Source organism: Pontiella sulfatireligans (genome assembly GCF_900890705.1).
In the GTDB taxonomy this organism is placed as follows: domain Bacteria; phylum Verrucomicrobiota; class Kiritimatiellia; order Kiritimatiellales; family Pontiellaceae; genus Pontiella; species Pontiella sulfatireligans.
The window spans coordinates 2,370,758-2,395,100 of record NZ_CAAHFH010000002.1; the positions used below are offsets into that span (position 1 = coordinate 2,370,758).

Sequence of the window (24,343 nt, forward strand, 5' to 3'; positions counted from 1 at the left end):
CACAAAGAGCACGAAACAGAGGAAGCTTAGAGTCCTTTGTGTCTTAGTGCTTGTTTTTTATCCGTTGAACAGCGGGTAGAGCGCGTTGTATTGCTCCATGAGGGCTTGGGGCATGACGCGGGTGTCGGCGAGGACGGGCATAAAGTTGGTGTCGCCGATCCAACGCGGAACGATGTGCTGGTGGATGTGGTCTTTCAGCCCGGCGCCGGCCGCGCCGCCGAGGTTGTAGCCGAGGTTCAGCCCGTCGGGCTTGAGTTCAGCCTTTAGGATTTCAACGGCTTCGATGGTGAGGTCGGTCATTTCGAGCCGCTCTTCGGGGGTCATGTCTTTGAGGTGTTCGAGATGGCGGTAGGGGGTAACCATCAAATGCCCGCCGGTATAAGGATAGCGGTTCATGACAACGGCGCAGGTTTTTCCGCGCTTGAGCACCAGATTGTCGCGGTCGCTGCTCTCGGCAAACATTTTGCAGAGGAAGCACCCGCCTTCCTTGTCGGCCAGAATATATTCAATGCGCCACGGCGCCCATATCGTCTTTTGCATGGTTCTTTTCCTTTGTTGATGAAATGCCGGTGCCACTCAGCCGGTTGCGGCCGCCACTGGCGATGTGTACGTTGATTTGCGTGCTGATGCGCTCCTTGAGCGCTCCGACGTGTGAGATGACGCCGATGAGCTTACCGGCCTGCTTGAGTTCCGCCAAGGCTTCGAGCGCGGTTTCGAGCGCATCTTCGTCGAGCGTGCCGAAGCCTTCGTCAAGGAAGAGCGAATCGACGCGGATATGCTTGCTGGCCATGCGCGAAAGGCCAAGTGCGAGCGAAAGGCTGACGATGAAGCTTTCGCCTCCGGAAAGGTTTTTGACGGGACGGATTTCGCCGGCCTGGTAGTTATCGACCACGTTGAGATCGAGAGGCTGCCGCTTGTCGCGGACGAGGAGGTAGCGGTCAGACATTTTGGAAAGCTGCTGGTTGGCGTGCGAGACCATCAGCTCGAAGGTGAGCCCTTGCGCAAAGTTGCGGAACTTCTTGCCGTCGGCCGAGCCGATGAGTTCGTGCAGCGTGCTCCATCGATTGCATTCGATCTGTTGTTTTTCAATTTCGCCTAGCTTGCTTTGGTGAAGTTCGGTCGCTTTTCGATTTTGCTCAAGCTGGTTGTTGAGGGTTCCGATTTCCTTTAGGAGTTCCTCGCAGGACTGAACTAGCAATGCATGCTCTTCGGGAGAGGATTCAACGTGCTTCTGTTCGCGTTCCGCTTGGAGCTGTTGGGCCTTTTCGGCTTCCAAGGCGGCGAGGTGCGTGTGGCGGTGCTTTAGTTCATCGGCGCGCGCTTCGAGCTTGGATTGTTCCGTTTCGTCGAGCCGGGCGCCAAGGTAGGCGGCCTCGTTTTCGAATCCTGCGCCGGTCAGCGCTGCGGCAAAGGACGGTCCGGCTTCTACTAGTTGAGCCTGTATTTCCTGCTTCCCTTTTTCCAGTGTTTGGGCGTTCTGCCGGGCAAGCATCAGGGCTTGCTTGCTTTCGCCCAGTTGGGTCTGTGCGGCTGCGGCTTCCTTGCGCGAAGCATCGAGAACGGTTTGGGCTTCCTGTTCCGCGGCGTCGGGATCGCGGTCGCCAAAGAGGTTTATCCGTTGCGCTTTCAAGTCGACGACGAGGGACCCGGTCACGGTCAGCATTTCCGCCTGTTTTCGAATGCGCGTTTCTTGCAATCCGATTTGTTCCGCTTGGCTTGCACGGGTGGTTTGCAGGTTCGAGATGGTTTGCTTCAGTTTGCCGGCTTGTTCTTCCGCCTCGATCCATTGATCGCGCCGGACAGTCAGATTGGACGAGGTCTCGGGAGAGAGGGGAATCCCGAACGGTTCGATCTTTTGTTGAAGCTGGCTTTCGGCTCCGGCCAGCATGGTTTCGGCTTTGATTCGTTGGGCTTCCGTCTCCTCGGCTTTTTCCGTTGCGGTTTTGACGTTTTGCTTTGCGCTTTGCGTGGCCAGCATTTGCCGGTTCAATGCTTCGCGCGCGTGGTCCAGCGCGGTTTTGGCTTCTTTGTCGGCGCGCTCCAGTTTTTCGATTTGTCCGATGCGGGAGGCGATTTGTTCCGCCTCTTCCGCGCTGCCGGGCGCGAGGGTTTCAAGTTCGGCTTCGTCTTTTTTGAGCGAGGTTTGGAGAGTTTTACAGTCCGCGTTGGCGCCGGCTTGTTTTTCGGTGAGGGTGTTGATCTGGTTGGCCAGCGCGGAAAGAGCGGCGTTGATTTTTTCGAGCGAACTCGTTTCGCGGGCAGGGAGGCCGGCGGCATAGGGATGCTCAAGCGCGCCGCAGAGCGGGCAGGGTTGGCCGTCGGCCAGCGCCTCGCGCTCGGCTTCGAGACTTTCGACTTTTTGCTGGAGCTTCAGGTTTTCAGCAACGAGCGCCTGTTCGCGCTGGAGCCCCTCCTGCTCGCTCCTTTTCAGGATCAGTTCCTTTTCCGCTCCGGAGACTGCGGCCGTCTTTTCCTCGATGGCTCCGCGCGTTACCAAAATCCGTTGCTCGATGTTGATCCGCAGCCGAAGTTCCTCATGTCGAGTGCGCCAATCAGGGAGGGGCTTGCCTTCGAGCAGGGTTTCGACTTCGCGGTTGATTTCCCTGCTTGCGGTTTCGGCCTTCGAGAAAGCCTTCTGCACAACCGCCAGGTTATTCTCTTCCTCGGCCGCGGTCTTGGTTGCTTGCGTCGCGGCGGTTGCGGTTTGCTTCGCCGTCTTTTGGGCTTTGTCTTTTTCGCCGGACAATTTTCCCAGATGTTCCAGCGATTGGAGAATTGCGGCCAACTGCCCGACCAACCCAGCATCGTGCGCATGTTCTTTTTGATAGATTTCGGCTTCAGTTTGCCGGGCTTGGAGTTGTTCCAGAGCGGCCTTGTTTTCTGCCTCTGTTTCGCGCAACGCTTTTTGCTCTCCCTTCAACTGTTCGAGCGCGGCATTTTCCGTTTTCTGTATGGCCAAACGCCCGATGATCTGGGTGTCGAGCGCGCGTGCTTGCTTTAAGACCGGCGCCAATTCCTGCTGCGCGGCTTCCTTTTCATTGAGTAGTTTCACGGCGACTTTGAACAAGGCTGCGGCCTTGGTCTGCTGTTTTTCAAGGCTGGGCAGCGCATCGGTGGCCGCTTTCAACTCGATTGCGGTTTTCGAGAGATCGTTGCGGAAATTGACCAGCTTGGCGTGGGCGACCGTAAGCGGTTGGGCGCGCTTGGCGGTGGCAAGGCGTGCGGCTTCGGGCTTGAAGGCTTCATTATCCCCGCGCAGGGTTTCCTGTTCCGCGCGGTTCGCCTCCAGTTCATTCGTCAATGTTTCAATTCGCTTCAGGCAATCCAGCGCGGCCTTGGCGGCGTCGCGCTTTTCGGCTTCCGCCTTGTGCTTTTCTTCAATCTGTTTCAGATCGAATGCAATCTGCTCCCGTTCATCGGTTCCGAGCATTTGAATGCCGTCGAGCCCGGCTTTAAGTTCGTTCAGTTTTTGGTTTTCGGCGCTGTTGCGCTGATGAACCAGTTTGGAGATTTCGGTATAGATTTCGGTGCCGGTAATCTGTTCGAGAATGGGCGAACGCTCGTCGGCATCCGCTTTCAGGAACGAGTCGAAGCTGCCCTGCGCAAGGAGGATCGAGCGGGTGAAACGGTCGAAGCCCATGCCCACGACGTCATCGATCTTCTCCTGCACCTCCTTTAGTTTTTCGGCTAGAATAGTGCCTGCGGCATCGGCTAGCTCGCGCTTGGGCGACTGCAGCGGCGCCCCGGCTTTTTTCCGCGCGCGGTGCTGGTGCCAGCTGGCGCGGTAGGTTCCTTTGGCTGTTTCGAAAAGGACTTCGGCAAAACACTCGCCCGTCTGGCGCGACATCACCTCGTTGTCGCTCTGCGTCATCTTTCCCAGCCGCGGCGTCTGGCCATAGAGCGCCAGACAGAGCGCATCCAGAATCGTCGTCTTCCCCGAACCTGTAGCGCCCGTGATGGCAAACAGCCCATTGGCCTCAAAGTCCGGGTGCGTAAAATCAATGCACCACTCGCCATAAAGTGAGTTGAGGTTCTTAAAACGCAGTTCGAGGATTTTCATATGAGTAAAAAGTATGTAGTCCCGCCTTTAGGCGGCTTTTGTTTGAGTGTCTAAGATTTCGTTATTGTGAAAGTTCGTCATTCCGTTCTGAAAGGAGGTTTCGATTAAGCGGCGTTCCCGCTCGATTTCGAGTTTGAGCTGCTCTTCGGTGGGCAGACAAAGCATATATTTGGAGGCGAAGATTTGTTTTCGGTCGCTGAGTACGGAATAGCGGGCAACCGTGTCGCACTTCTCTGTGCAGAGGATAAGGCCAATGGTCGGGTTGTCATCTTCTGCAATGAAAAGCCCGTCAAACATTCGAACATAGCCATCCATCTGTCCTACGTCCGCATGGGTCAGTTTTCCGAGCTTTAAATCGATTAGCAGGTAAAACTTCAGCTTGCAGTGGTAAAATATCAAATCGATAAAGCGGTCGTCCTCTTCGATGCGGATATGCTTTTGGCGGGCAACAAAGGCGAAGCCGTTGCCGAGTTCCAGCAGGAAGCGTTGCAAATGGGTGATGATGGCCCGTTCCAGATCCGATTCGTGCAGTTCAGCAGCGTTTGGATAGCTGAGAAATTCCAGCACATAAGGATTCTTAAGGATCTCCGCAGCGGACGGAGCTGTTTTTTGCAGCTGCCGCCCTTCCGCGATCAGCTTGTTCGGTTGCTGACTATGCAGACTGCGCTCATAGTATTGGGTGTGGATTTGGCGTTCCAGTGTGCGTTTATCCCAGCCTCCCTCACTGGCTTCACATTCGTAAAATGCGCGGGCCTTTTCATCCTTCACCCGCATCAGCGCACGATAGTGAGACCAAGTCAGTTGAGAGGAAAAGCCATGCTCCAATTCTATCCCCATTGGGAAGAGAATTCCCTCATTTGCAGATTCGCTACTCTCTGGGCAGCTTTTTGGGCCTTTGGGAAATTGGCTACCCGCCGGGTAGCCAATTCCATCCATTCGCTGTGGATATGCCTGGTAGAATTGTCTGAAGTTCTTAAGGTTGGCTATTGAAAAGCCCCTCCCAAATCTTTCCGTCAGCCTTGTGGACAGTTCTTCCACAACCTGTTTCCCATATTCTGCCCGTTGTTTGCCTTCCTGTAATTCCTCCACAATCTCACGCCCGATCAGCCAATAAGCCGTGACCATGTTGGAGTTGACCGCACGGACAACGTTGTTCCGAGCCTGTTCAAGAATCGCGGCCACGCGTCCGAAGAGGTCTTGGTTGTTCAACTCGTTATTCACGGTCTCTCCTTCTTATTCCGCTTTCGCATCGGCTTCGTGGAGGGTTTGGAGGATTTCGGTGTAGCTGGCGGTGAGGGCGGCGCGCTGCTCGGCGGGAACTTCGTATTCTTCGAGGCAGCGGGCGAAGACATCGGCCGGTTCGAGGTCGTCGAGGGTTTCGGCGGTATCGATCCGTTGGAGGACGCGGTCCATGACGCGCTTGTTCTTGATGCGGCGGATTTCGAGGGAGGTGCCTTCGATGGCCGCTTCGACCTGTTCGCGCAGGTCGGGGATGAGTTCGGCGGCGGTGTATTCCACTTCAACCCAGGCGTTGGAGCCTTCGAGCTTGAGCTGTTTGAGCGCGGCGAGGGTGTCGTCGATCCCGCCCGACACGCGGCGGAGGGGCTGGAAGCAGGGAATGGGGATCTCTTCAATCTGCGGCGCGCGACCGGCGAAGGTGATTTCGAGGACGATCTTTTGCTGGTTGGCTTCGCCGAAGCCCATGGGAATGGGCGAGCCGCAATAGCGCATGGTTTCGGAGCCCGCGATTTTTTGGGGCACATGCAGATGGCCGAGGGCAAGATAGTCGAAGCAGGCGGGAAATGCGGAGGCCTCCACATGGTCGAGCGATCCAACATTGAGGTCGCGCACGCCGTCGTCGGCCACGGTGGTGCCGCCAGCGGCGAAACAATGCCCCATTCCAATGATTGGAATCTTCTGCTCGCTGCGCTCCGCTTCGGCCCGTTTGCCGATTCCGTGGTAGTGGGCGCGGTAGCCTTCGGCCAGTTTGGCACGCTTGTCGTCCATCGATTCACCGGTTTCGGATTGGCGAATGTCGCGGTCGCGTAAATAGGGGACGGCGCAGACGATGGCTTCTGGCACGCCTTCTTGGTTTTGGCAGATGAGCAGTTCGTCCTCGGCCATGGTGCCGACCACATGGATGTTGAGCGCGCGCAACATGGTTTTGGGCGCATCGAGAAAGGATGGGGAGTCGTGGTTGCCGCCAATGACGATGATGTGGCGGCACGCGGTGGATTGAGCGACGCGGGTGAGGAAGGAATAGTAGAGGTTTTGGGCGCGGTTGCTGGGTGCGGTGGTGTCGAAAATGTCGCCGGCAACCAGCAGGATGTCGATGTGGTGCTGTTCGATGTGTTCCGCCAGCCAGTCTAGGAATGCCCCGAACTCAGCGTAGCGCGCCCGTCCGTAGAGGGAGCGTCCCAAGTGCCAGTCCGAGGTGTGCAGTATCTTCATGAGTGAGTCCTTTGCGGGCCGTACCGAAACGCGCTTCATGTTTTCGGTTTCAAACGAACGGATTAAATCATATCTTCCAACGATTCGAACAGGAAGAAACTCATGGCGAACAACGTATATCTTTTTTGTGGCAACGATGAATATCTAGTAGGGCTGAACGCCCGCAAGAGGGTGGATCAAATCTGCCCGGCGGCGGAGCAGTCGCTTACGCTGGAGGTGATCGATGGAACCGCGGCGAAGATCGACGATGCTGTGGCCGCGGTCGACCAGTGCGTGGCGGGTTTCCGCACCGTCGGCCTGTTTGGCGGGAAAAAGGTGGTTTGGTTCCGAGACGTCTCGTTTCTAAAGAATGCGGTGATCATGAAGAATGCGGATGTTAAGCGGCTGCTCGGCGAGCTGGCTTCCGATATCAAGGCCGGCTTGGCCGAAGACCAGTTTTTGATCATGTCGGCGCCGGGCGTCGATAAGCGGTCGGCCTTTTACAAGGCGGTCAAAGAGTGCGGCGAGATTTCGGAATACGATATTCCGGAGCGCGACTACGAGGCGCGGCCCGTCGCAATTAAGCGCGCGGCGTCCCTTTTTAAGCGCGAGGGACTTTCCATTGATTCCGCCGCAACGGACGCCTTTATCAACAAAACCGGTTTCGAGACGCGCCAGATCATGAACGAGGTCGAGAAAATGGTGCTCTTTAAGGGCGCGGACAAAAACATTACGCTTGCCGACGTCCAGCTGATCACTTCAACTTCGGGGGAGGCGATTGCGTGGGACTTCACCGATGCGGTGGCCGAGCGCCGGCTGGCCGATGCGATCCGTATTTTCCGGCAGCTGTTGTTCCAGAAGCAGACGGCGATTGGGCTGATCATCCAGCTTGAAAGCCTGTTTCAAAACCTGCTGCGCTTTCGCGAATATATGGAAGCGGGCTGGCTGCGCATGAACGGCAACCGCATTCAATGGAGCAATGATCAGGAAATCGAGGATTATTTTTCGGAAATGCCAGAGGATCCGCGCAAGATGCACTGGTTCCGCGCCTCGAAGATTGCCAACCATGCCGCGCCCTACACGGTCCGCGCTTTAGCCGCCCGCAAAACACTGGTGGTTGATACACACGAGAAAATGGTTTCCGGCGGCTCGATCCCGCACGAACTAATGTTCGAAACCCTGCTGGCTAAAATCTGCGCACCGAAGCGCCGGCGGTAGCATGCTTGCCGTGGCGCCGGATTCCGATCCGGTGCCTTTGCTGGAGCGGGGCCGCCGGATCGGAATCCGCCGCCACGTTTTAGAACTGCTCCATGTCCTGCTTGTATTCCTTGATCCGGTACGGTCCGGCCGGAAGTCCGTAATGGGTTCTGGCAACGGCGTTGCCGTTGGCCTGTCGGGCCAGCGGCATATAGTTGGGCTTGGCTTTGGTGGCGGCGGCCTTTACTGCAGAAACGATTAGGTCTGCAATGATGTTGCCCGACGAGTTGCCTTGCGGCTGATAGACAATGTTTTGATGCGAGTTCCAAAGCTTTTTACCGGTGTGGCCGTCTTTGAGGACATAGTCGAGCTCAACCGTTACCGTGGTGGAGAGAACGGCATAGCGGGCGTCCCACCGCTCGATGGATATATACATTACCGCGTCGGCGCCGAAAAGACTGGCGAGCCGCGTGGGATCGGCGGCATGCACCATGTCGGAATCGGCCAGGCCGTCCTCCTCCATGACGCGTTTGACCATATTCACGGGGAAGACATAGTAGCCGCGTTCGGCCACCGGCTGCGAGATGGCCGAGAGAAAGTAGTCGGAGGCATCGACGTCGACGCTGTTGTTGACCACCGGCACGATCAGGATTGAGCGGGGATCGGCCGCCCTGTACGCGGCATAGTTCCGGCCTTTCGGAGCCGTGGCGCATCCGGACAGCAGGGCAACTGCGGCTAGCGCAATCAATGCATGATGCCGTTTCGTCATGGCCGGGCTCCTTTCTTTGCGGACTTGTCCGCAATCTGGGCGGTTTGGATCATGCTGTCCATGAAGGCGGCGGATTCCGGCCAAAGCGTTTTTTCCTTGGTGTAGTATTCAATGGCGCGCGCGCTTTCGCCGCGGCGCATCAGCAGAAACCCGAACTCAGCATAGAGGCCGGGGGCCAAAGGCTTTATCTCCGGCTTGCCGCGGTTTTCGTAGCGGGCGATCAAGGCCGTCAGATCGACGTACAGCTCCTCGTCGTTCTTCGGATTCTTGTAGTTTTCATACAGCCATTGGTCGTAGTCCCCCCATTCATACAACGAGCGCGAGGTGCACCCCGACAGCAGGCCGAGAAGCAGGAGCAATGAAAGAAAGCGAAGCGGCATCGGGAACCTTTATTTGATCGTGAACACTTTGGTGACGCCGTGGCCGAGAAAGACCTTTTCGGAAAAGACCGTTTCGCCACGGGACGACTTCACTTCGATCAGGTGCATGCCGCTTTCGACCAGCATGACGTCGTCCACGCCGTCGTACTTGCGGGCCTTGCCCATTTCCAGGCCGTCCACATACAAGACCGACCCCCATGGAGCGCCCGCCACGCCGATGGCGGGCCGGCTGTCTTTTTGTTCGATTTGGGCTGGTTCGGGATAGGTGCACCCCTGCGTCAGCACGGCTAACAACACGACTAAACCTGTAAATAGATGTTTCATGATTTATTCTCCAGCCTCTGCCACAAACAGGCTTTCCAGCGGGCTTCCAGCAAAGGAGCCTTCCACGATTTTTGCAACCGCCCCTTCGTTGGCTTCGCTGCTGCCGAACGTCGAGAGCACTTCAATTGTTCCGACCTTAGTGGCGGGCAGCTCGATGTTGAAGCCGGACTGCTTGCTCTTCACCGGCTCGCCTTTGCTCATGACGGCAAACACGTCCCCGGCCTTGATGCCTTGGTGCACGCCGCCGCTGATGAAGGCCTGCCTGTTGTCGATTTTCAGGATGTCGGTCCGCCATGCGCGCTCTTCGAGCTTGCGGATCAGCGTGTTCAGCAGGTCGGAAACCGCGGCGTCTATGGCTTTGTCGTTGAGCGTCGCGTCATAGTTGGCTTTGCTTCCGTAGCCGGCAATCTGCCCCGCTTCAAGCGTCGCCGTGCCGGAGCCCTTCGCCGTAAAGAACACATGCCCGGTCTTCACGTCCACCAGCCGCAGCTCTACCGTCGCTTCAGCCGTTTGCTTTTTCGTGGCGCTGAGGAATCCTTTTTTGCCGGTGGTGGAGTGGCCGAATTCGGTGAGCGAGCCAAAGATCATGGTGTCCACGCCGATAATGTCGAGCGCTTGCCCGGTCAGGGCGCTTTCGGCCTTAAGCTTGTTGATGTCCGGGCGTTCAAAGACCAGGAAGCGGTCCGATTCCACCAGCCGTCCGGCGAGGATGTCGGACACTTGCTTGCCGAGCGGATCGTTGTCGTCGTCGCGCAGCAGCGAGCGTCCGTAGCGGGTTTCGTTGCTGAAGCGGCCGATGGCCACCTTGCGCTTAAAGCGGGGCTTGGCGGGAAGGGCCTGACGCTGCTGGGCTTCCTGCTGGGCCTGGCGCGAAACGCTGGAATCCTTGACTTGGGGCTGGCCATCTCTGGTGGCGCACCCAAAGAGCAGGGCCGTACAGGCGATTGGGGCGAAAACTTGAAGCAGTTTGTTTTTCAATGGGAACCTCTCTGTTTACAAAGGGGAGTGTAGGACATCCCAAAACGAAGTCAAGGCAGGGGCGGGCGTTGCGGTAAGCATAAAAAAACCGCAAGGCATCAGATGCCGTGCGGTTTGTTGTGAACTGCGGCTTCGGTCTAGTTGAAGCGCCAGTTGAGGATAACCATGCCTTTCGCCAGTTCATCCGGGAAGTTTGTGAACCATTCGTTTTGCTTGATAATGTTGACGAGGCCAATCTGTACGCCGGAATCTACTTTTTCAGCATAGTTGACCCATCCGAATTGCAGACCCGTCATTTGCATGGCAACGTTGACGGCTCCGAACTGTACGCCCTTAACTTGTTCGGCGTAGTTGACGAATGCTGATTGGAGACCGGTCATGTTTTCCGCATAGTTTACGAAACCGTTTTGCCAGCCGGTAAACTCGCCGGTGGAGTAGTTCACAATGCCCCATTGCACGCCGGTGTAGTCTTCGGAATAGTTCAGCAGTCCCAAAGAAAATCCTTTGCTGTCGCCGGTCGATCCATTCACGAAGCCGAGTGCAAACGCAGACTGCGGGTTTTCGCCCCAGATGCTCAGCGCAACGCCATCGATGCGCGTGTCTTTGGATTGGATGGCAATATCCGGCGTCAAGCTGGCTTGGAACGGTTTGGTTTCAGCAAGAACTCCTACGGCAATTGCGCTGCATGCGGCCATGATAAGAATTTTCTTCATACTCTCTTCTCCTATTCCTAATTATTATTTAAACCTGCTGGGGATCGCCCCCCTCAATTTCATCATCTAGTATTGATTAGGTGCTATATGGGGTTCAATGCGAAAGATGTTTTATTTTAGAGGCGGTAAATGTGTTTGAATGACGCCCTATTGATTGAGGAAAAGGAGGGTGATGACCCGTGCAAAATGCATCGCTTCCGCACCGGGGCGTGCCCTGCTTCGTCCGAAATTCGGGTGGTCGATACTCACGAACAGATGGTTTTCGGAGACTTCATCCCTCTCGTGCCGCTGCTCGAAACCCTGCTGGTCAAGCGCTGCGCCCCCGATGAGTTCTAACCTTTGGAAGATGTGCAGTTGCGGGTCGGGCTTACTCCGTCGGCGGAATGTATTTATCGAGTACGATGCGCACTTTGCCGACAGGAACCTTGATGTCCATCCGCACCAGAATCTTGCGTTTGTCCTCGGTCAGCCAGATGCCCCGTGGAATCTTTCGCACAAAGAGGTCGTCGCGTTTCGGGGTCACGGTATATTTACGGCAAGAGGCCTCGCCCTCTTCCCCAACTTTCTTTCCGGCGGCCTTCCCTGCAGTGATGGTGATGCCGTGGAGCGCGGCGTCAACCGCAATATTAAACTCGCGCGCTTCATCGGCGGCGAATTCGTGGTAGCGGAAGGCATAGAGGAACGAGACGGCATCGCAGGCTCTGGCGGCAACGGGATAGTTTGTGGTGATGCCGACACTTTCGCTGATCCAGTTTGCCGTGTTGCTCTCGCGGTCGATGCAGAGGATGTCCTTGCACTTAAAGCCGCCTTCCGAAGTGTTTTTTTCGAGCCGGACGGAAAGTTTGGTTACGGGATCGATGAAGCAGTCAACCCTGTCGTTGACAGGGTAGAGGTTGGAGACGAGCCAATTGCTTTTTGCGGTGATGCGGATGCGGATGAGCTGCCGGCCGTCGAGCTCAACTTCGTCGCAGCTGATGGTGGAGGTGCCGCAGGAGATAAGGCCCCAGTGGATGGAGTAAGTGATGCGCTCGCCGACGGGGAAGCGGTATTCAGCCGTCGCAGCAACCGCGATTAGCAGGCTTCCAATGATTGAAAAAAAGCGGCTCATCAGAACTCAATATTTAGTTTGAAAATGGGCACAACAATTTCGGGTTCGGGCCGGTAGGACATATCTGATTCAATGGCCTGGCTGGCGGTGTTGAGCCGGTCCTTGTTATAGCGTTGGGCGGAATCGACGCCCCCGTAGATGCTTCCGGAATACCACGTGATCTCAAAAAAGCTGATTGCGGCAAATGCGCCCCACTGGTCTTCGGATGCCGTGTGCACCATGCCGAAAATGAAGAGGCTGTTGAGGATCAGGTTGCGGAAGCCGTTGGCGATCTCGCCGGAATACCAGTAGCCGGCACCGGGAATGAGGCCCCACAGTCCGCCGGTCACCGGGCTTTTGTCTTTACCGTTGGCATAGACTTCCAGAGCTTGGAGCGAGCGGGTTTCATCGGCGGGGGAGCGTTCGAGCTGAAGCCGGGAGGCGGCGATGTTGCCGGCGTTTAGATGGAGGGCGGCGGCCCGTCTCCGGGCGAAGGTCTGCACGTCTTCGGCTTGGTCCGGTTCGGCAAGCAGGTCGTAGAAATAGAATGCGGCGCCGTTGTCGTGTTTGCTTTGGGCGGTTTCGGCGCTGAGCAGCGAGTGTTCGGTCTGGTATGGCGCGCCGCCGCCGGTGTCTTCGGCGCGGTCGAGCATTTCGCCCGCGTTGCCGGATTCGCCGGACTGGAGATAGGCATAGCTGGAATAGAGATAGGCGGCGGCCTGCTCGGCTGGTTGTTCGGTTTCCATAGCGAAGCGCCGGAATTCGACGGCGGAGAGGTCGTAGCTTTTTTCATTGAGCAGCTCTTGGGCCAGCCGGAAGGTCGGCCCGTCCGCCGCGGCAGAAGCCAACAGGGTGCCAATGAGGGGTAAAAGCAGGTGTTTTTTATTCATTGTTTCTTCATCCAGAAATCATGGTTTTCGAGGGGGTCGCCATAGCGGATCTGGCCGGAGGGCATGACGACGGGATCCTTCTTTTCGTGGCTTACGTTCGGTTCGCGGCACAGGCGGTCGGCAATCATGGGGATGGAGGCCGCGCCGTGTTTGCAATAGGCCTGATGGAAGTATTCAGAGCAACTGGGCTCAAGGACGCAGCGACTGCCGATGGCGGGACTGATCTGGCTGCGGTAGAAGCGGATGACCCAGTTCGGTTTCTGCGGCTGGGTTGCATGGGGAACTGGTTTGGCGCAGTCATTAAAGAGCGCTCTATACCATTGGGATCGAGACGTATTGATTTGGCTAATGAGATCCTTGTTGTTCTTCTTGAGACTGCGATGATCTCCGAAAAGCAGGAACATGGAGCAGGCCGAATGAAGGAACAGCTCCTTGTTGGTGGTGGTTTGGAAGGAAAAGGCAAAGGCGTCGAGTGCGGCCTTGGGCTGATCGGTCTGCCAGTGTAGGCGGCCCAGTTTGTAGGAGGCGATGGCCGAAACCTCCGGGGTGTTGTTTGTGGCGATGATCAGTTGGAATTGGGGAGCGATCAGCGCCGGATCCATTCCTTCGCCGTTGGAAGCTAAAGCCCCAATCAACTGGAACTGCTCGGTCGGGCCGGTGCCGGAGAGAAGAGCGCGTTTGCATTCCCGACGGCACAGCTCCCACTCCTGCTGTTCCAGCAGGCCGGTGGCCAGCTCTAGGCTGCCCGTCTGGCCATAAGCAGAAAAAAAGAACATTCCGGTGATGGAGATCGCCAGAATGTTCTTGTTTCTCAGAATAGTTGACCGATTAATAATAGGTCGAACCATACTTTTCTACGAAGTCTGCAGTGGTTTCGCCACCCGCGCCGTCAACACCATCCCAAACTGCGAACACGATGCCCGCATAAGGGATCAAACGTCCCCACTCCCGCCAGTGGACCGTCTTGCCGTCGGTGTAGGCGATCTGTGTTCTGCCACCCAAGCAGCAGCCAACGAAGAACCACGGAACAAAGTCCCGATCCCCGATGCCGTCGGTGTTGTAATCGGCTGCTGCACGTGTACCAAGGCAACATCCGGTGAGGAAGCCCTTCAGCCCGCCCCCGTCATCTTTAGCCGCTTCAGCTTGCGTCGTGGCAGTGGACGCCAACATGAAGGCTGTTACCAGCAATCCTGCGATGATTCTTTTCATACGTATCTCCTTTGATTGTAGTTTAAAGACTACTTTGCTCTGACCTGTGATTCTACTCGGTTGAAATTTTTGCGAAATCGTCGACAAAGTCAATGTTCTTGTCGAAGAAACTGGATTCAATGAACAAGGATTCGGCAACGGGTTTGTTGGCGATGAAACGATCCACCTTGACCGTTTCCTTAAAGCCCACGTTGTCGGTTTGTATGGAGGCTTGGTGGGTAAGGGGCACCCAGACGCCGGGAACCGGCTCGGTGAAGTCGCTGTATTCATACTCGGCAATGAGTTGGGCCATTTCCGGCGTCGGATAGAATTTAATGCCGAACAGGCGGTTCTGGGCATCGAGCATCAGCACGGCATAGCGTTTGTCGGTTGCGATTCCAATCCGCTTGACGGCGTCGCCTTCCGCCGGCAACGCAGTTTCGTCGTGGCCGACAAGATGCAAGAGATTATCCATTGCGGTGCCGGGCACCATCCGCAGCGAGATCTGCATCTGCTTGGAAAGTTTATCGATCGGGCGGGAAAAGCCTTTCGGGCTGCTTTCGGTATATTGCCAGAGACGCGTTCCGTTGGCGATGGTGCGGCGCTTGATGGGCGAAATGCCCTCGGCGTGCAGCTGGCCCTCGCTGGTCCAGTAGACGCGGCTTAGGAATTTAATCTTTCCGGCGGCGCCCTCCTTAGTGCGGCGGATTTGGCAGGTAACGGTTTCGATCTTGCTGTATTCCGCCAGCAGGCGGTCGACCTCCACTCCGGCGGATGCGGAGAGGGCCAGCAAAAGGAGCGCCAGGGCAGGGATGAATAGTTTGGTAGTTTTCATACTTTAACCCTAGCCGGAATGCGGGTATGTGTTCAAGCCGAACTATGGAATCTGATTATGTGCCGAACTTTTGCCGATCGCCTCAACCGTGTTGAACAACGTATTGCCTCCGCCTGCGAAAAGGCGGGCCGTCCGCGGGACAGTGTCCGTTTGCTGGCGGTTTCAAAGACCAAGCCGCCCGAAGCCGTGCGCGAAGCGGCGGCCTGCGGGCTCCGCCTGTTTGGTGAAAACAAAGTGCAGGAGGCTCAGTCCAAAATTCCGATGTGCCCAGCTGGATTGGAATGGCATCTGATCGGGCACCTGCAGTCCAACAAGGCCAAGGTGGCGGCGCATTATTTCCAGATGGTGCATTCGGTCGATTCGCTCAAGCTGCTCCAAGCACTGGAGAGCCACGCCGGAACCGCGCTCCCGGTTCTGCTGCAGGTCAATGTTTCTGGCGAGGCCGCCAAGTTCGGCATGAAGCCGGAAGAGGTGGCCGGCGTCATCGAAGCGGCCAACCAAATGCAGAAGATCGAGGTGCACGGCCTCATGACCATTCCGCCGTTTTCGCCCGACCCCGAAAAAACACGCGTCCATTTTTCCGCCCTGCGGAAGCTGCGCGACCAGTTGCAGGAAGAAACCGGAACACCGCTGCCTGAACTGTCCATGGGCATGTCGCACGACCTTGAAGTGGCGATTGAAGAGGGCAGTACCTGGGTGCGCATCGGAACCGACCTGTTTGGTGCAAGAGGCTAGGCATTAGGGCTGACTTAAAACTTAACCACTTAAAACCTAAAACTAGGGAACTATGAAAATTACATTTATCGGAGCGGGCAATATGGCGGAAGCCATTGTTGCAGGGATTGTCGGGAACGAGGTTGTTCAGGTTGAAGATGTCTGTGTAACCGATATTTCCGAGACGCGTCTGGAGCACTTTGAGTCGGGATATGGCGTGCGCACCTCGGCCAACAATGCCGGGGCGGTGGCAGATGCCGATGTGGTGGTGCTTTCCGTAAAACCGCAGATTTTTCCGGCGGTTTGGCCGGAAATCGAAGCCTCGCTCAAACCCGATGCCTTGGTGGTCAGCATTATGGCCGGCATCCCGTCGGCCAAGATTGCCAGCGGCAAGCCGGTGCGCGTGGTGCGGGTGATGCCCAACACGCCTTCGCTCGTCGGCGAGGGCGCCGCCGGAATTGCCGCCGGCGAGTTTGCCACCGAAGCCGACCTGGAACTTGCCTGCAAACTGCTCGGAGCGGTTGGTGTGGCCAAGATTGTTAAAGAAGAGGAGATCGACGCCGTAACCGCGCTCAGCGGCAGCGGGCCGGCCTATGTCTTCTATCTGCTCGAAAGCATGCTCGAAGCGGCGGATGCGATGGGGCTGGAAAAAGGCATCTCGCGGGAGCTGGCTTTGGCAACGGTGATCGGAGCCGCTAAACTCATGCAAGAAAGCGGCGAAGAGGCCGCCGAGCTGCGCCGGAAGGTAACCTCCAAAGGCGGTACCACGGCGGCAGGGATTAATACCTTGGAAGAGCGGGGCGTGAAAGATTCCGTGATTGCGGCCTTGCTGGCTGCGCAGGCGCGCTCCAAGGAACTGGCCAATGGCTAGCGGTGCAAATCGAATTCATTTATTCGAGGCCCTGCGCAATGCCGCTTCGTTTGGCGACGGAAAGCCTCAGGTGCAGACGCCGGTTTTTTTCCAGGTTTTGGAAGGCGCTGCCGGCTTCAGCTTGCGCGTAGTCGATAAAAAGGGCGCCGATCTGGACGCGGATTACCGCGCATTCAGCGGCATTGAACGGGAGATTCTGAAAGCGTTCGGCGAGGTTCGGTGGAGCTGGGATGCCGGCCGGGTATGGGGCGAGGAAGAATTCGACCGTTCCGGCATTTTGCTCCACGAGCACAGCCACCTCGTCTGGATGCTGGCGCGTTCAGGAAAGGTGGTGGATGCGGATATGAAGCCGTTGGTTTTCCACCCGGACCCGGCGCGGCTGCAGCTGGTGGTGGATCTGGACGATGCCGACTGGGCCACGGGTTATTTCCGGCTGCGCCATGCGGACGGTTCCACGACGGCGCTGGAGCAGCTGCGGCTGGTTGCGGAGTCGCATCTGATGGCCGACCGAACCATCTACGGCATCCAGCCGCTTGGCATGGGGTTCCGTACGCTGGGCCTCTTTTCTGATTCGGTTCCGGCGACCCAGCTGAATGAATATCTCACCCTTTTCTTCTCCGCCTGTTCCTCGGTGGACCTTGTTTGCGGCAACTATTCCGTCTGTCCGGGCGACCCGCTGCCGGCCAAGGCCACGCTGGTGTTCCAGCAGGTGGATGAAAACGCGGCGCTGCATCTGGACATTGTGCAGGCGATCCCCGGTTTCCCGATCGAGTTTGCGCGCGACTACGACCTCGGCCGCGTGGCCTTTGCCGACGACATGGAGGGCTTGATCCGGGTGCGGGATGTGCTCTACGGCGATGTGCTCAAAGCCCGGGCCTCGCTGTTGCAACTATTGAAAAAGCTGGCCCGGAGCGCCGGCTCGCCCGAGGCCTATCTGGTGGACGATGAAGAGGGGCTGATTCTCGGCCCGGATCTGGCTTCGGTGTTCCTGCGCGAGCATCTGGCCGAGATCATGAGCGAATTCGATCTATTCGGCGCTGAAAAGCTGAAAGCCTACCGCATTCGGCACGTGGAGCCGAAACTCGATGTGCGGCTCGACCACGGCATCGACTTTCTCGAAGGCGATGCCGCGCTGGAGCTCGAAGGCGAGCGCTTTTCGCTGTTCGATGCGCTGCAGCAGTACCGCAAGCAAAAATACATTGCGCTGGCCGACGGCTCCCACGCCGTGCTCGACCAGCGCTATATGGAGCGGCTCGACCGGCTGTTTAAAAAACAAAAAAACGGGGTGCGCATCTCCTTCTTCGATCTGCCCCTCATCGAGGAGCTGATGGAGGAAGGGGCGAGCCGGTCAAAGCTGCCGGATTCGCGCGAGGTGTTCCGCGGCTTCAACACCCTCGGCAAAAAGCGGCTTCAGCTGCCGCGTTTTTCGGGCACGTTGCGCCGGTACCAGACCGCCGGGGTGAAATGGCTCGACTATCTGCACCAGCACCGCCTCGGCGGCTGCCTCGCCGACGACATGGGGCTGGGCAAGACCATTCAGGCCATTGCTCTGCTGACGCGGATTTATCCCGCGGAAAAGAAGCCGTCGCTGCTGGTGATGCCCCGCAGCCTGCTGTTCAACTGGCAGCGCGAGCTCGAGCGCTTTGCTCCCGAGCTGACGAGCTGCATTCATTACGGGCCGAACCGTGCGCTGGACAAGACGCTTGCGAACCAGCTGGTGCTGACCACCTACGGCACGCTCCGGGCCGACATCGAGGCGTTCGCCGAAACGGAGTTTCATGCGGTGGTGCTGGACGAATCGCAGGCGATCAAAAACCTGAACACCCAGACGGCCAAAGCGGCGCTGGCGCTGCGCTGCGAATTTCGCCTGGCGCTCTCCGGCACGCCCATTGAAAACAACCTCGGCGAGCTCTACACGTTGTTCCGTTTCTTGAATCCGTCCATGTTCGGCTCCGGCGCGGAGTTTGAGCGCGACTATGTGGCTCCGATCCAGCGCACCGGCGACAAGGATGTCGCGCGCGAGTTGCGCCGCAAGATCAAGCCCTTCATCCTGCGGCGCCTCAAAAGCGACGTGCTCAAGGATCTTCCGGCCAAGGTGGAGCAGGTGCTGTTTGTGGAGATGGGCGAGGAGCAGCGCACGCTGTATGAAGCGCGGCGGTGTTTCTATCAGGCGCTGATCAAGGGCGAAATCGAACGCAACGGGCTGGCCAAAAGCCGCTTTGCCGTGCTCGAAGCCCTGCTTGAACTCCGCCAGATCGCGACGGTGCCCGAGTCGAAAAGCGACGGCGCCATTGTGTCCGCCAAGCGCGAACTGTTGGCGGGCGCGTTGCAGGAGGCGGTCGAGAACAACCGCAAGTGTTTAGTCTTCACCAACTTCCTCGCCGGGGTCGAGCAGGTCGGTTCCCTGCTGAACGAGCTGGGGATCGAACATGTTTCGATGACCGGTGCCACGTCCAACCGGGCGCAGCTGGTCGAGCGCTTCCAGAACGACCCGCAGCTGAAGGTGTTCGTCATGACGCTCAAGACCGGCGGCGTCGGCCTGAACCTCACGGCGGCCGACACCGTCTTTATTCTCGATCCCTGGTGGAACACCTCCGCCGAAACGCAGGCGGTGGACCGCACCCACCGCATCGGCCAGAAAAAGACGGTCTTTACCTACCGCCTGATTGCGGCGAACTCGATCGAGGAAAAAATCATGAAGCTCCAGCAGCACAAGAAGGAGCTGGTGGATCTGGTGGTCTCCAGCGACGGCGCGACGCTCAAATCCCTTTCCGAAGAAGATATCGACCACTTGCTTGGAGCCTAGCCCGCATGGAACTTCATTACAGCAACAAGAACGCTTTTAGTAAGCCGCTCGACGAAGTGCTGGTAAAATTCTACACCGCCGAGGAGCTTTGGGGCATTGCGTGCCAACAGGTTTATCCCGCCCTTCAGCAAACCCGGCCGGACAAAAGGGAGAAGAAGGCCGAGTTGATCGAGAAGCTCAACGAGGTGTTTGTCTCGGAGGAGACCATGCAGCGCTTGTTCAAAGCGATGCCTCCCGACCTTTATGCGGTGATTGAGCTGCTCGCATGGGGTGGGGACCATTGGGCGGAAAAGGTCGAGAAACAGCTCGGGGTTGAAGTGCTCAACCGGAAAACCCTTGCGCGAAAGCGCCATTATGACCGTGAACGGATCGAGATCACCCGTAAGCCCGAAATGTGGTGGGTGGTCGCTGACCATGAGAGTGAAAAATATTATTCGTCGGATCGCAGAACCGCCCTGCGGCTGCCCCCGGCGGTGCGCAGCCTGTTCCGGAAGCATATGCCGAAACCGGCCGGGTACAACCTCGAACCGTTCGATGCCCCGCCGGAAGGCACCCGCACTTTCCGGTGCGATGAAACGCTCGGCGAGGACCTGCGGGTGGTGGCCGACTATATCGATCGCGGTCATCTGGAATACACCAAAAACGAGGCCATCAAAAAGCCCTGCATCCGCGCATTGGCCCGGCTCACCGGCGGCGGCGAGTTTTTCCCGGCCGAAAAATCCTCGGCCAAGCTGCCGTTGCTGCGCCACGAGCTGCTGGTCAATATTGTGGCATCTACCGGCTCCTCGCTGCGGCAGGCCATGCTCGAAGACCCGCCCGATCCGGCCCGGATGCTGCGGCCTTTGGCCACCGAACTTTTCAAGCATCCGGATTGGTTCTTTGAATATGTGCTCACCCACCTGAGCGGCAGTCCGTACAGCTGCGACAAAGCCGCCACGGCCCGGCTGAAGGCCGTTTTTGCCGCGCTGTCCGTCGATCAATGGGTCTCCTTCGAGAATCTCGAAAACTATGTGAACTATCGCGAAATCGATGTGGATCCTGCTCCCCGTCATCGCTGCCAAGTCAGCATCGAACCCATTCGGAAAGACTATTACAGCATCGGGCGGATCGACGTTGATTCTACCAATGGCTGGTTGCTGGTCGTTGTTCCGATGGTTCAGGGCAGTGCATTTCTGCTGGCGGCCCTCGGCCTGGCCGAGATTGCCTATGCCTTGCCTCGCCATCCGGGCTGGCAACGCAAGTCGGAAGTCTTCCTAACGCCGTACGACGGCCTCGCCGCCGTACGCTTGACCCCGCTGGGGGCCTATGCGCTGGGGCAAACCGACGAGGTTGAGCTGAAGGCATCCCAACGGCAGCGCGCCGAAATCCTGCTCAACCCGCAGCGCCTCACCGCCATTTGCCGCCACATCGACCCCATCACCGAGATGTCGCTGCTCGAATTCATGGAAAAGATCTCCGACGGCTGCTACCGCATGACCCGCCAAACCCTGATGCGCGGCTGCTCTTCCGGGGGCGATGTGCAGAAGCGGATTGAAAAGTTCAAGGCGCAGATCGTTCGCAACCTGCCGGAATTCTGGGAGCAGTTCCTCGAAGACACTAAAAAATCAGCGGTCGCCCTCACTCCGAAAACGCGCTATACCGTCTACGAGCTCGCCGACAATCCTGAGCTGCGCCGCCTGTTTCTTTCCGATGCGGTGCTGCGCGAAAAAGCGCTCAAGGTTGAAGGCACGCGGGTGGCGATCGAGAAGGCCGATGCGGCATCCATTGCACGGCGCTTGGCCGCGTTGGGTTATCTGATGCGCTGATTCAGGGAGGAGCAGAAAAGCATGAGCCGAAAAAATACAGCTGCAAAAAAGGGCTCCCTCATCGGGCGGTGGAAACGCAATCTGGCGAGTGCGCTGATTATATTCCTGATCCTCTACATCGGCGTGCACGTCATCTCCCGCACCGAGGGTGCGCGCTCTGCCGTCGCCGACAAGCTATCCAACGGAACCGGCCAGCCCATCGCCTTGGAAAAATGCGAGGCGACGCCGCTCCTCGGGCTGCGGCTGCAGGGGCTTGCCTTCCAAGGCGTCTCCATGCCCGAGGTAAAAATGTCGTTTAACTGGTTTTCCTTTCTTTCCAAAGACAAGCCCTTCATCAAGCAGTTGCGCATTCAAGGGCTGGAAATCCAATTCAAGCGGGTTCCTGCCAGTGGACACTGGGAACCGCTGGTGCTGCACGGAGTCGGCAGCCGCCTCGGCGCCGTACTGGGCCTGAACCCCGCGGAGATGGGCGAAGACGAGTCGCTGCCCAAATTCCCGCCCTACGCCATCAACGCCAAAACGCTGCTCCAGCTCGACCGCGCCAAGGTGGTTTGGCGCGACGAAAACGGGCGTGAAATCGCCTATATCACCGAGGCCGACCTCAAGGTGAAGTCCGGAACGTTCATCAAGCGCAAGGTTATCCAGACCATCGCCCAATGCGGCCACGTCAAGCTTGCCTCCGGTCGGGCGTTGCGCGATTTCCGGCTCGAAGTCTTCCGCATCGAAGGCTCCGGCGTCGTCACCGTGCTCGACATGGCCGACAGCAATGGCGAGTACGATGAATTCGCCAGCCAAACCCTCTGGCAGGATCTGAATCTCCACCTCAATCAGCTCACGCAGGTTCAATAAGCGGCTGTCCGCCGCAAAAATACCGTAAATGCAGATTGACCCGCTCCGCGCATTTTCGTAAACACATCACTTCTTTTCACGCGCCAATGTAGCTCAGCTGGTAGAGCAGCTCATTCGTAATGAGCAGGTCGTCCGTTCGAATCGGATCATTGGCTCCACCTTTTTCCTAATAAAACCCAATGTTTTCAGTGCTAATATGGAAAAGTCCATGTAGCCCAGTGTCGCTGTCTGTACGCCAACATTCCTACTGTACGCCGCAAAAATGGAATACAAATGGAGTACAAATTCCAGAGGTAAAGTTTTGGGTTTCAGGAGGGCGTGGTCGATGTCGCTGTCAGTGGCCCAGCTCGGCGTTCCGTTTCATTAGGTGAACCCAAGCCTCGGTCGGATGACTTTTTCGCTCTAAGGCTAGTTTCGCGACTCTCAGGCATACGGGATGATCGATCACTTCGGTTATGCTTCGGCGCCCCCCGTGGAGGTAGACCATCTCAACGGAATGCCCGGGCTTGATAAGTACGATGTCGTTACGGCCGAACCTCGGACGATGAACGTATAGTCACGTCGGATCAACAGCCTGCTTTAGTGTGTCGCTTCAATCTCACAGGAGTCTCCAGAGTTTAACTCAAGGAGTGTAGATAGGGATTCGTTTCAGGACTACATGTCAGACTCATTACTCTTATCCCTGTATCGAAACGTATTAACTCTGACCGTAGGTATAAGAGAAGATGTATAGACGGGGGATAATAGGTAGGTGCTAACTCTATCTGAAAGTGTCACTTATTTACTAACTTCGTAGCTAGTATACAACGCGCACCCGCGAAAGCGTCAAGCACTAAGTGGGTGTTGGTTCTTGCGTCAACGCAAGATCTTGAGGCTGACTCAAGAAGTAAAGGAAATCCGAAGGCCTTCTATTGTTGGCAGATCAAGGACTGCATCAGCGGTATGTGAACGGATAAACGTTTCGGTTTAATCAGACGCCGGTTCACCATGTTGTTTCAGACGGTCTTCAATCTGCTTTTTCGGATAACGCCACAGGCCTTCTCCGGAGATATCCACCGGATTTAGAATCCTTTTTTGAACCAAGGTTCGGACTGTCTGTCTGGACATGCTCAGGGCGTAGGCGACTTCCTTTTGGGTGAAGCATAACTTTTCGGGAAGGGTCTGGTCGTCATTGACCGCTTCCATGACTTTGGCGAAATGAATGCCGGATACTGAGTGGTCCGCTTTCATCGCGATTTCGATCAGATGTTTGGTTTGTCGCTGCATGGCGCCACCTCCATTTTTAGATATCAAAACCAATCCCAGAACTCCTGGCTCTGTTGATCAAGGTCAGCGTTTTCATCGTGGTAAGGATTTCGTGATTTGCTGAACTCATTGGGTTTATTATGACCTTTTTCATAGTCGGTTTCATCCCATGCGTCAGGAATGAATGGCCCCATAAGCAGGTTGTATCGCTTCAGATGAGGATTTCTGTTTAAGAAACGATTAATCCGTGCCTCTGAAAGCTCCAATGCTTCCAGAGGGAAATCAGAAGCCATAATACTTCCATCACCTTTAAACCAAATGCATTCATGGAGCCCCGCTTTGGGGTCAATGCGGTTCACTATCATGTCTTGGTGATCGCGTTTTAGTGCAACCATATCACCAATTTTTAAACTTCTCACTGCATGCTCCTTCCGTCAAAAAGGGATACCATCTTCATATTCAGTAAGGTCTATATGCGGGCTTGGCTCTAGAACAGGTAATAGAAGAGAGACGGGAAACACCCCCCGTACGAGGTCTTTAGAGTCTAAGAACCAAAGACAATCACCTTTCTCTTCATCGATGGAAGCCAATGTCATCGATGGGGCGCTTGAAATAGGAAGAGTGATATTGCTTCCGATTTCCGGCTTCTCCTCAGCTCCATACTTTACTTGTCTTGGAACCACCAATGAAGCAAGGGGTATTTCCTTAATGACGCATCTTTGATCAATAAACCAAAGGCATATTGCTGACCCTCCATTGAGGCCGGTCACAAGCATCTCGACCTCGGGCTTTCCGGGCGCCCAATGATCCACGCCCAACGAAACAACTGACCCTATTTCCACCAACATACCGTTGCTAAAGGTTTCTGTCTTGAGCATGTCAATTAAGATTTCTGGGTGGAAATAGTATTCTTGGAGATGGCCAGAATCGTTATGCCACAAACACTGGAGATGGCCGTTTTCGTCCTCAATGCCGCTGAACACCATAATGGGACTGTGCTCTTTTAGCTGTACCCCGGTACCTGGTTCAAAAACTTCGGACATAATGATTCTCCTTCACAGATCACTGAGGAGTCGGCCAAGAAAGAGGGCGACCCCAACATGCCCCGTCCCAGGCACCGCCAAGCGCCCACTAGGAAACACGAAGAAGCCGCCCATGGCAGGGCTGCCTCAACGAGTTGTTTCCTAGTTTCTAACTTTGGC

24 protein-coding genes and 1 tRNA gene are annotated in these 24,343 nt (G+C 56.7%); 8 read left to right on the plus strand and 17 right to left on the minus strand.

Going from position 1 to position 24,343, the window contains the following annotated elements:
* Positions 1 to 57 precede the first annotated feature (57 nt).
* The 4 genes from SCARR_RS22665 to SCARR_RS22680 are packed head-to-tail and all read right to left on the minus strand — an operon-like array spanning position 58 to position 6,511.
* Positions 58 to 540, minus strand: a complete 483-nt coding sequence (locus SCARR_RS22665; protein ID WP_136063951.1) for an HIT family protein — start codon at positions 538 to 540, stop codon at positions 58 to 60.
* A complete protein-coding gene (locus SCARR_RS22670) occupies positions 506 to 4,060 on the minus strand; it encodes an AAA family ATPase (protein ID WP_136063953.1) in 3,555 nt (1,184 codons plus the stop codon). Before SCARR_RS22670 ends, SCARR_RS22665 begins: the two co-directional genes overlap by 35 nt.
* A gap of 27 nt (positions 4,061 to 4,087) precedes the next feature.
* A complete protein-coding gene (locus SCARR_RS22675) occupies positions 4,088 to 5,281 on the minus strand; it encodes a PDDEXK nuclease domain-containing protein (protein ID WP_136063955.1) in 1,194 nt (397 codons plus the stop codon).
* Between the two features lie 12 nt (positions 5,282 to 5,293).
* The gene (locus SCARR_RS22680) at positions 5,294 to 6,511 is read right to left on the minus strand and encodes an exonuclease SbcCD subunit D C-terminal domain-containing protein (protein ID WP_136063957.1); all 1,218 of its coding nucleotides are present in this window, start codon (positions 6,509 to 6,511) and stop codon (positions 5,294 to 5,296) included.
* Between the two features lie 102 nt (positions 6,512 to 6,613).
* Here SCARR_RS22680 and holA point away from each other — a divergent pair, with 102 nt between their 5' ends.
* Positions 6,614 to 7,708 (plus strand): DNA polymerase III subunit delta, encoded by a 1,095-nt coding sequence (gene holA / locus SCARR_RS22685; RefSeq protein WP_136063959.1) that lies wholly within the window; start codon positions 6,614 to 6,616, stop codon positions 7,706 to 7,708.
* A 79-nt stretch (positions 7,709 to 7,787) separates the two neighbouring features.
* Here the strand turns inward: holA and SCARR_RS22690 are convergent, their stop codons facing one another.
* From SCARR_RS22690 to SCARR_RS22710, 5 genes are all read right to left on the minus strand, one after another.
* Positions 7,788 to 8,456: a DUF799 domain-containing protein gene (locus SCARR_RS22690; RefSeq protein ID WP_136063961.1), complete on the minus strand. Its 669-nt coding sequence runs from the start codon at positions 8,454 to 8,456 to the stop codon at positions 7,788 to 7,790.
* Entirely contained in the window at positions 8,453 to 8,836 is a 384-nt protein-coding gene (locus tag SCARR_RS22695; RefSeq protein WP_136063973.1) for a DUF4810 domain-containing protein, read from the minus strand. Before SCARR_RS22695 ends, SCARR_RS22690 begins: the two co-directional genes overlap by 4 nt.
* A gap of 9 nt (positions 8,837 to 8,845) precedes the next feature.
* A complete protein-coding gene (locus SCARR_RS22700) occupies positions 8,846 to 9,160 on the minus strand; it encodes a hypothetical protein (protein WP_136063975.1) in 315 nt (104 codons plus the stop codon).
* Positions 9,161 to 9,163: 3 nt separating this feature from the next.
* Positions 9,164 to 10,138, minus strand: coding sequence for a CsgG/HfaB family protein (locus SCARR_RS22705; protein WP_222846415.1), 975 nt, complete (start codon positions 10,136 to 10,138; stop codon positions 9,164 to 9,166).
* 137 nt (positions 10,139 to 10,275) lie between these two features.
* Entirely contained in the window at positions 10,276 to 10,851 is a 576-nt protein-coding gene (locus tag SCARR_RS22710; RefSeq protein WP_136063976.1) for an LA_2272 family surface repeat-containing protein, read from the minus strand.
* Between the two features lie 129 nt (positions 10,852 to 10,980).
* Here SCARR_RS22710 and SCARR_RS22715 point away from each other — a divergent pair, with 129 nt between their 5' ends.
* Positions 10,981 to 11,187 (plus strand): hypothetical protein, encoded by a 207-nt coding sequence (locus SCARR_RS22715; RefSeq protein WP_136063978.1) that lies wholly within the window; start codon positions 10,981 to 10,983, stop codon positions 11,185 to 11,187.
* 31 nt (positions 11,188 to 11,218) lie between these two features.
* Here SCARR_RS22715 and SCARR_RS22720 read toward each other — a convergent pair whose 3' ends face one another.
* The 5 genes from SCARR_RS22720 to SCARR_RS22740 are packed head-to-tail and all read right to left on the minus strand — an operon-like array spanning position 11,219 to position 14,851.
* Positions 11,219 to 11,959, minus strand: a complete 741-nt coding sequence (locus tag SCARR_RS22720) for a DUF3108 domain-containing protein (RefSeq protein ID WP_136063980.1) — start codon at positions 11,957 to 11,959, stop codon at positions 11,219 to 11,221.
* Complete coding sequence (locus SCARR_RS22725) at positions 11,959 to 12,828, minus strand: class III extradiol ring-cleavage dioxygenase family protein (RefSeq protein WP_136063983.1); 870 nt, start codon at positions 12,826 to 12,828, stop codon at positions 11,959 to 11,961. Before SCARR_RS22725 ends, SCARR_RS22720 begins: the two co-directional genes overlap by 1 nt.
* Positions 12,825 to 13,676 (minus strand): membrane protein insertion efficiency factor YidD, encoded by an 852-nt coding sequence (gene yidD, locus SCARR_RS22730; RefSeq protein ID WP_136063985.1) that lies wholly within the window; start codon positions 13,674 to 13,676, stop codon positions 12,825 to 12,827. Before yidD ends, SCARR_RS22725 begins: the two co-directional genes overlap by 4 nt.
* A complete protein-coding gene (locus SCARR_RS22735; protein ID WP_136063987.1) occupies positions 13,657 to 14,037 on the minus strand; it encodes a hypothetical protein in 381 nt (126 codons plus the stop codon). The genes yidD and SCARR_RS22735 overlap by 20 nt, the downstream gene beginning before the upstream one ends.
* 52 nt (positions 14,038 to 14,089) lie before the next feature.
* On the minus strand, positions 14,090 to 14,851 hold the full coding sequence (locus SCARR_RS22740; protein ID WP_136063989.1) for a hypothetical protein: 762 nt from the start codon (positions 14,849 to 14,851) through the stop codon (positions 14,090 to 14,092).
* A 57-nt stretch (positions 14,852 to 14,908) separates the two neighbouring features.
* Between SCARR_RS22740 and SCARR_RS22745 the strand changes: the two genes are divergently transcribed.
* The 6 genes from SCARR_RS22745 (at position 14,909) to SCARR_RS22770 (ending at position 22,054) form a co-directional block, all read left to right on the plus strand.
* Positions 14,909 to 15,586, plus strand: a complete 678-nt coding sequence (locus SCARR_RS22745) for a YggS family pyridoxal phosphate-dependent enzyme (protein ID WP_136063991.1) — start codon at positions 14,909 to 14,911, stop codon at positions 15,584 to 15,586.
* Positions 15,587 to 15,638: 52 nt separating this feature from the next.
* Positions 15,639 to 16,436, plus strand: coding sequence for a pyrroline-5-carboxylate reductase (gene proC / locus SCARR_RS22750; RefSeq protein WP_136063993.1), 798 nt, complete (start codon positions 15,639 to 15,641; stop codon positions 16,434 to 16,436).
* Positions 16,429 to 19,242 carry a DEAD/DEAH box helicase gene (locus tag SCARR_RS22755; RefSeq protein WP_136063995.1) on the plus strand — a complete coding sequence of 938 codons (2,814 nt, stop codon included), beginning with the start codon at positions 16,429 to 16,431 and terminating at the stop codon, positions 19,240 to 19,242. Before proC ends, SCARR_RS22755 begins: the two co-directional genes overlap by 8 nt.
* A 5-nt stretch (positions 19,243 to 19,247) precedes the next feature.
* Positions 19,248 to 21,047: a hypothetical protein gene (locus SCARR_RS22760; protein WP_136063997.1), complete on the plus strand. Its 1,800-nt coding sequence runs from the start codon at positions 19,248 to 19,250 to the stop codon at positions 21,045 to 21,047.
* A gap of 21 nt (positions 21,048 to 21,068) precedes the next feature.
* On the plus strand, positions 21,069 to 21,896 hold the full coding sequence (locus SCARR_RS22765; RefSeq protein ID WP_136063999.1) for an AsmA family protein: 828 nt from the start codon (positions 21,069 to 21,071) through the stop codon (positions 21,894 to 21,896).
* Between the two features lie 82 nt (positions 21,897 to 21,978).
* Positions 21,979 to 22,054: transfer RNA gene (locus SCARR_RS22770), tRNA-Thr, on the plus strand.
* Positions 22,055 to 22,862: 808 nt separating this feature from the next.
* Here SCARR_RS22770 and SCARR_RS22775 read toward each other — a convergent pair.
* The 3 genes from SCARR_RS22775 to SCARR_RS22785 are packed head-to-tail and all read right to left on the minus strand — an operon-like array spanning position 22,863 to position 24,184.
* Positions 22,863 to 23,162 carry a helix-turn-helix domain-containing protein gene (locus SCARR_RS22775; protein ID WP_136064001.1) on the minus strand — a complete coding sequence of 100 codons (300 nt, stop codon included), beginning with the start codon at positions 23,160 to 23,162 and terminating at the stop codon, positions 22,863 to 22,865.
* 23 nt (positions 23,163 to 23,185) lie between these two features.
* Positions 23,186 to 23,560, minus strand: a complete 375-nt coding sequence (locus SCARR_RS22780) for a hypothetical protein (RefSeq protein ID WP_136064003.1) — start codon at positions 23,558 to 23,560, stop codon at positions 23,186 to 23,188.
* 15 nt (positions 23,561 to 23,575) lie between these two features.
* On the minus strand, positions 23,576 to 24,184 hold the full coding sequence (locus tag SCARR_RS22785; RefSeq protein ID WP_136064006.1) for a hypothetical protein: 609 nt from the start codon (positions 24,182 to 24,184) through the stop codon (positions 23,576 to 23,578).
* Between the last annotated feature and the right edge of the window lie 159 nt (positions 24,185 to 24,343).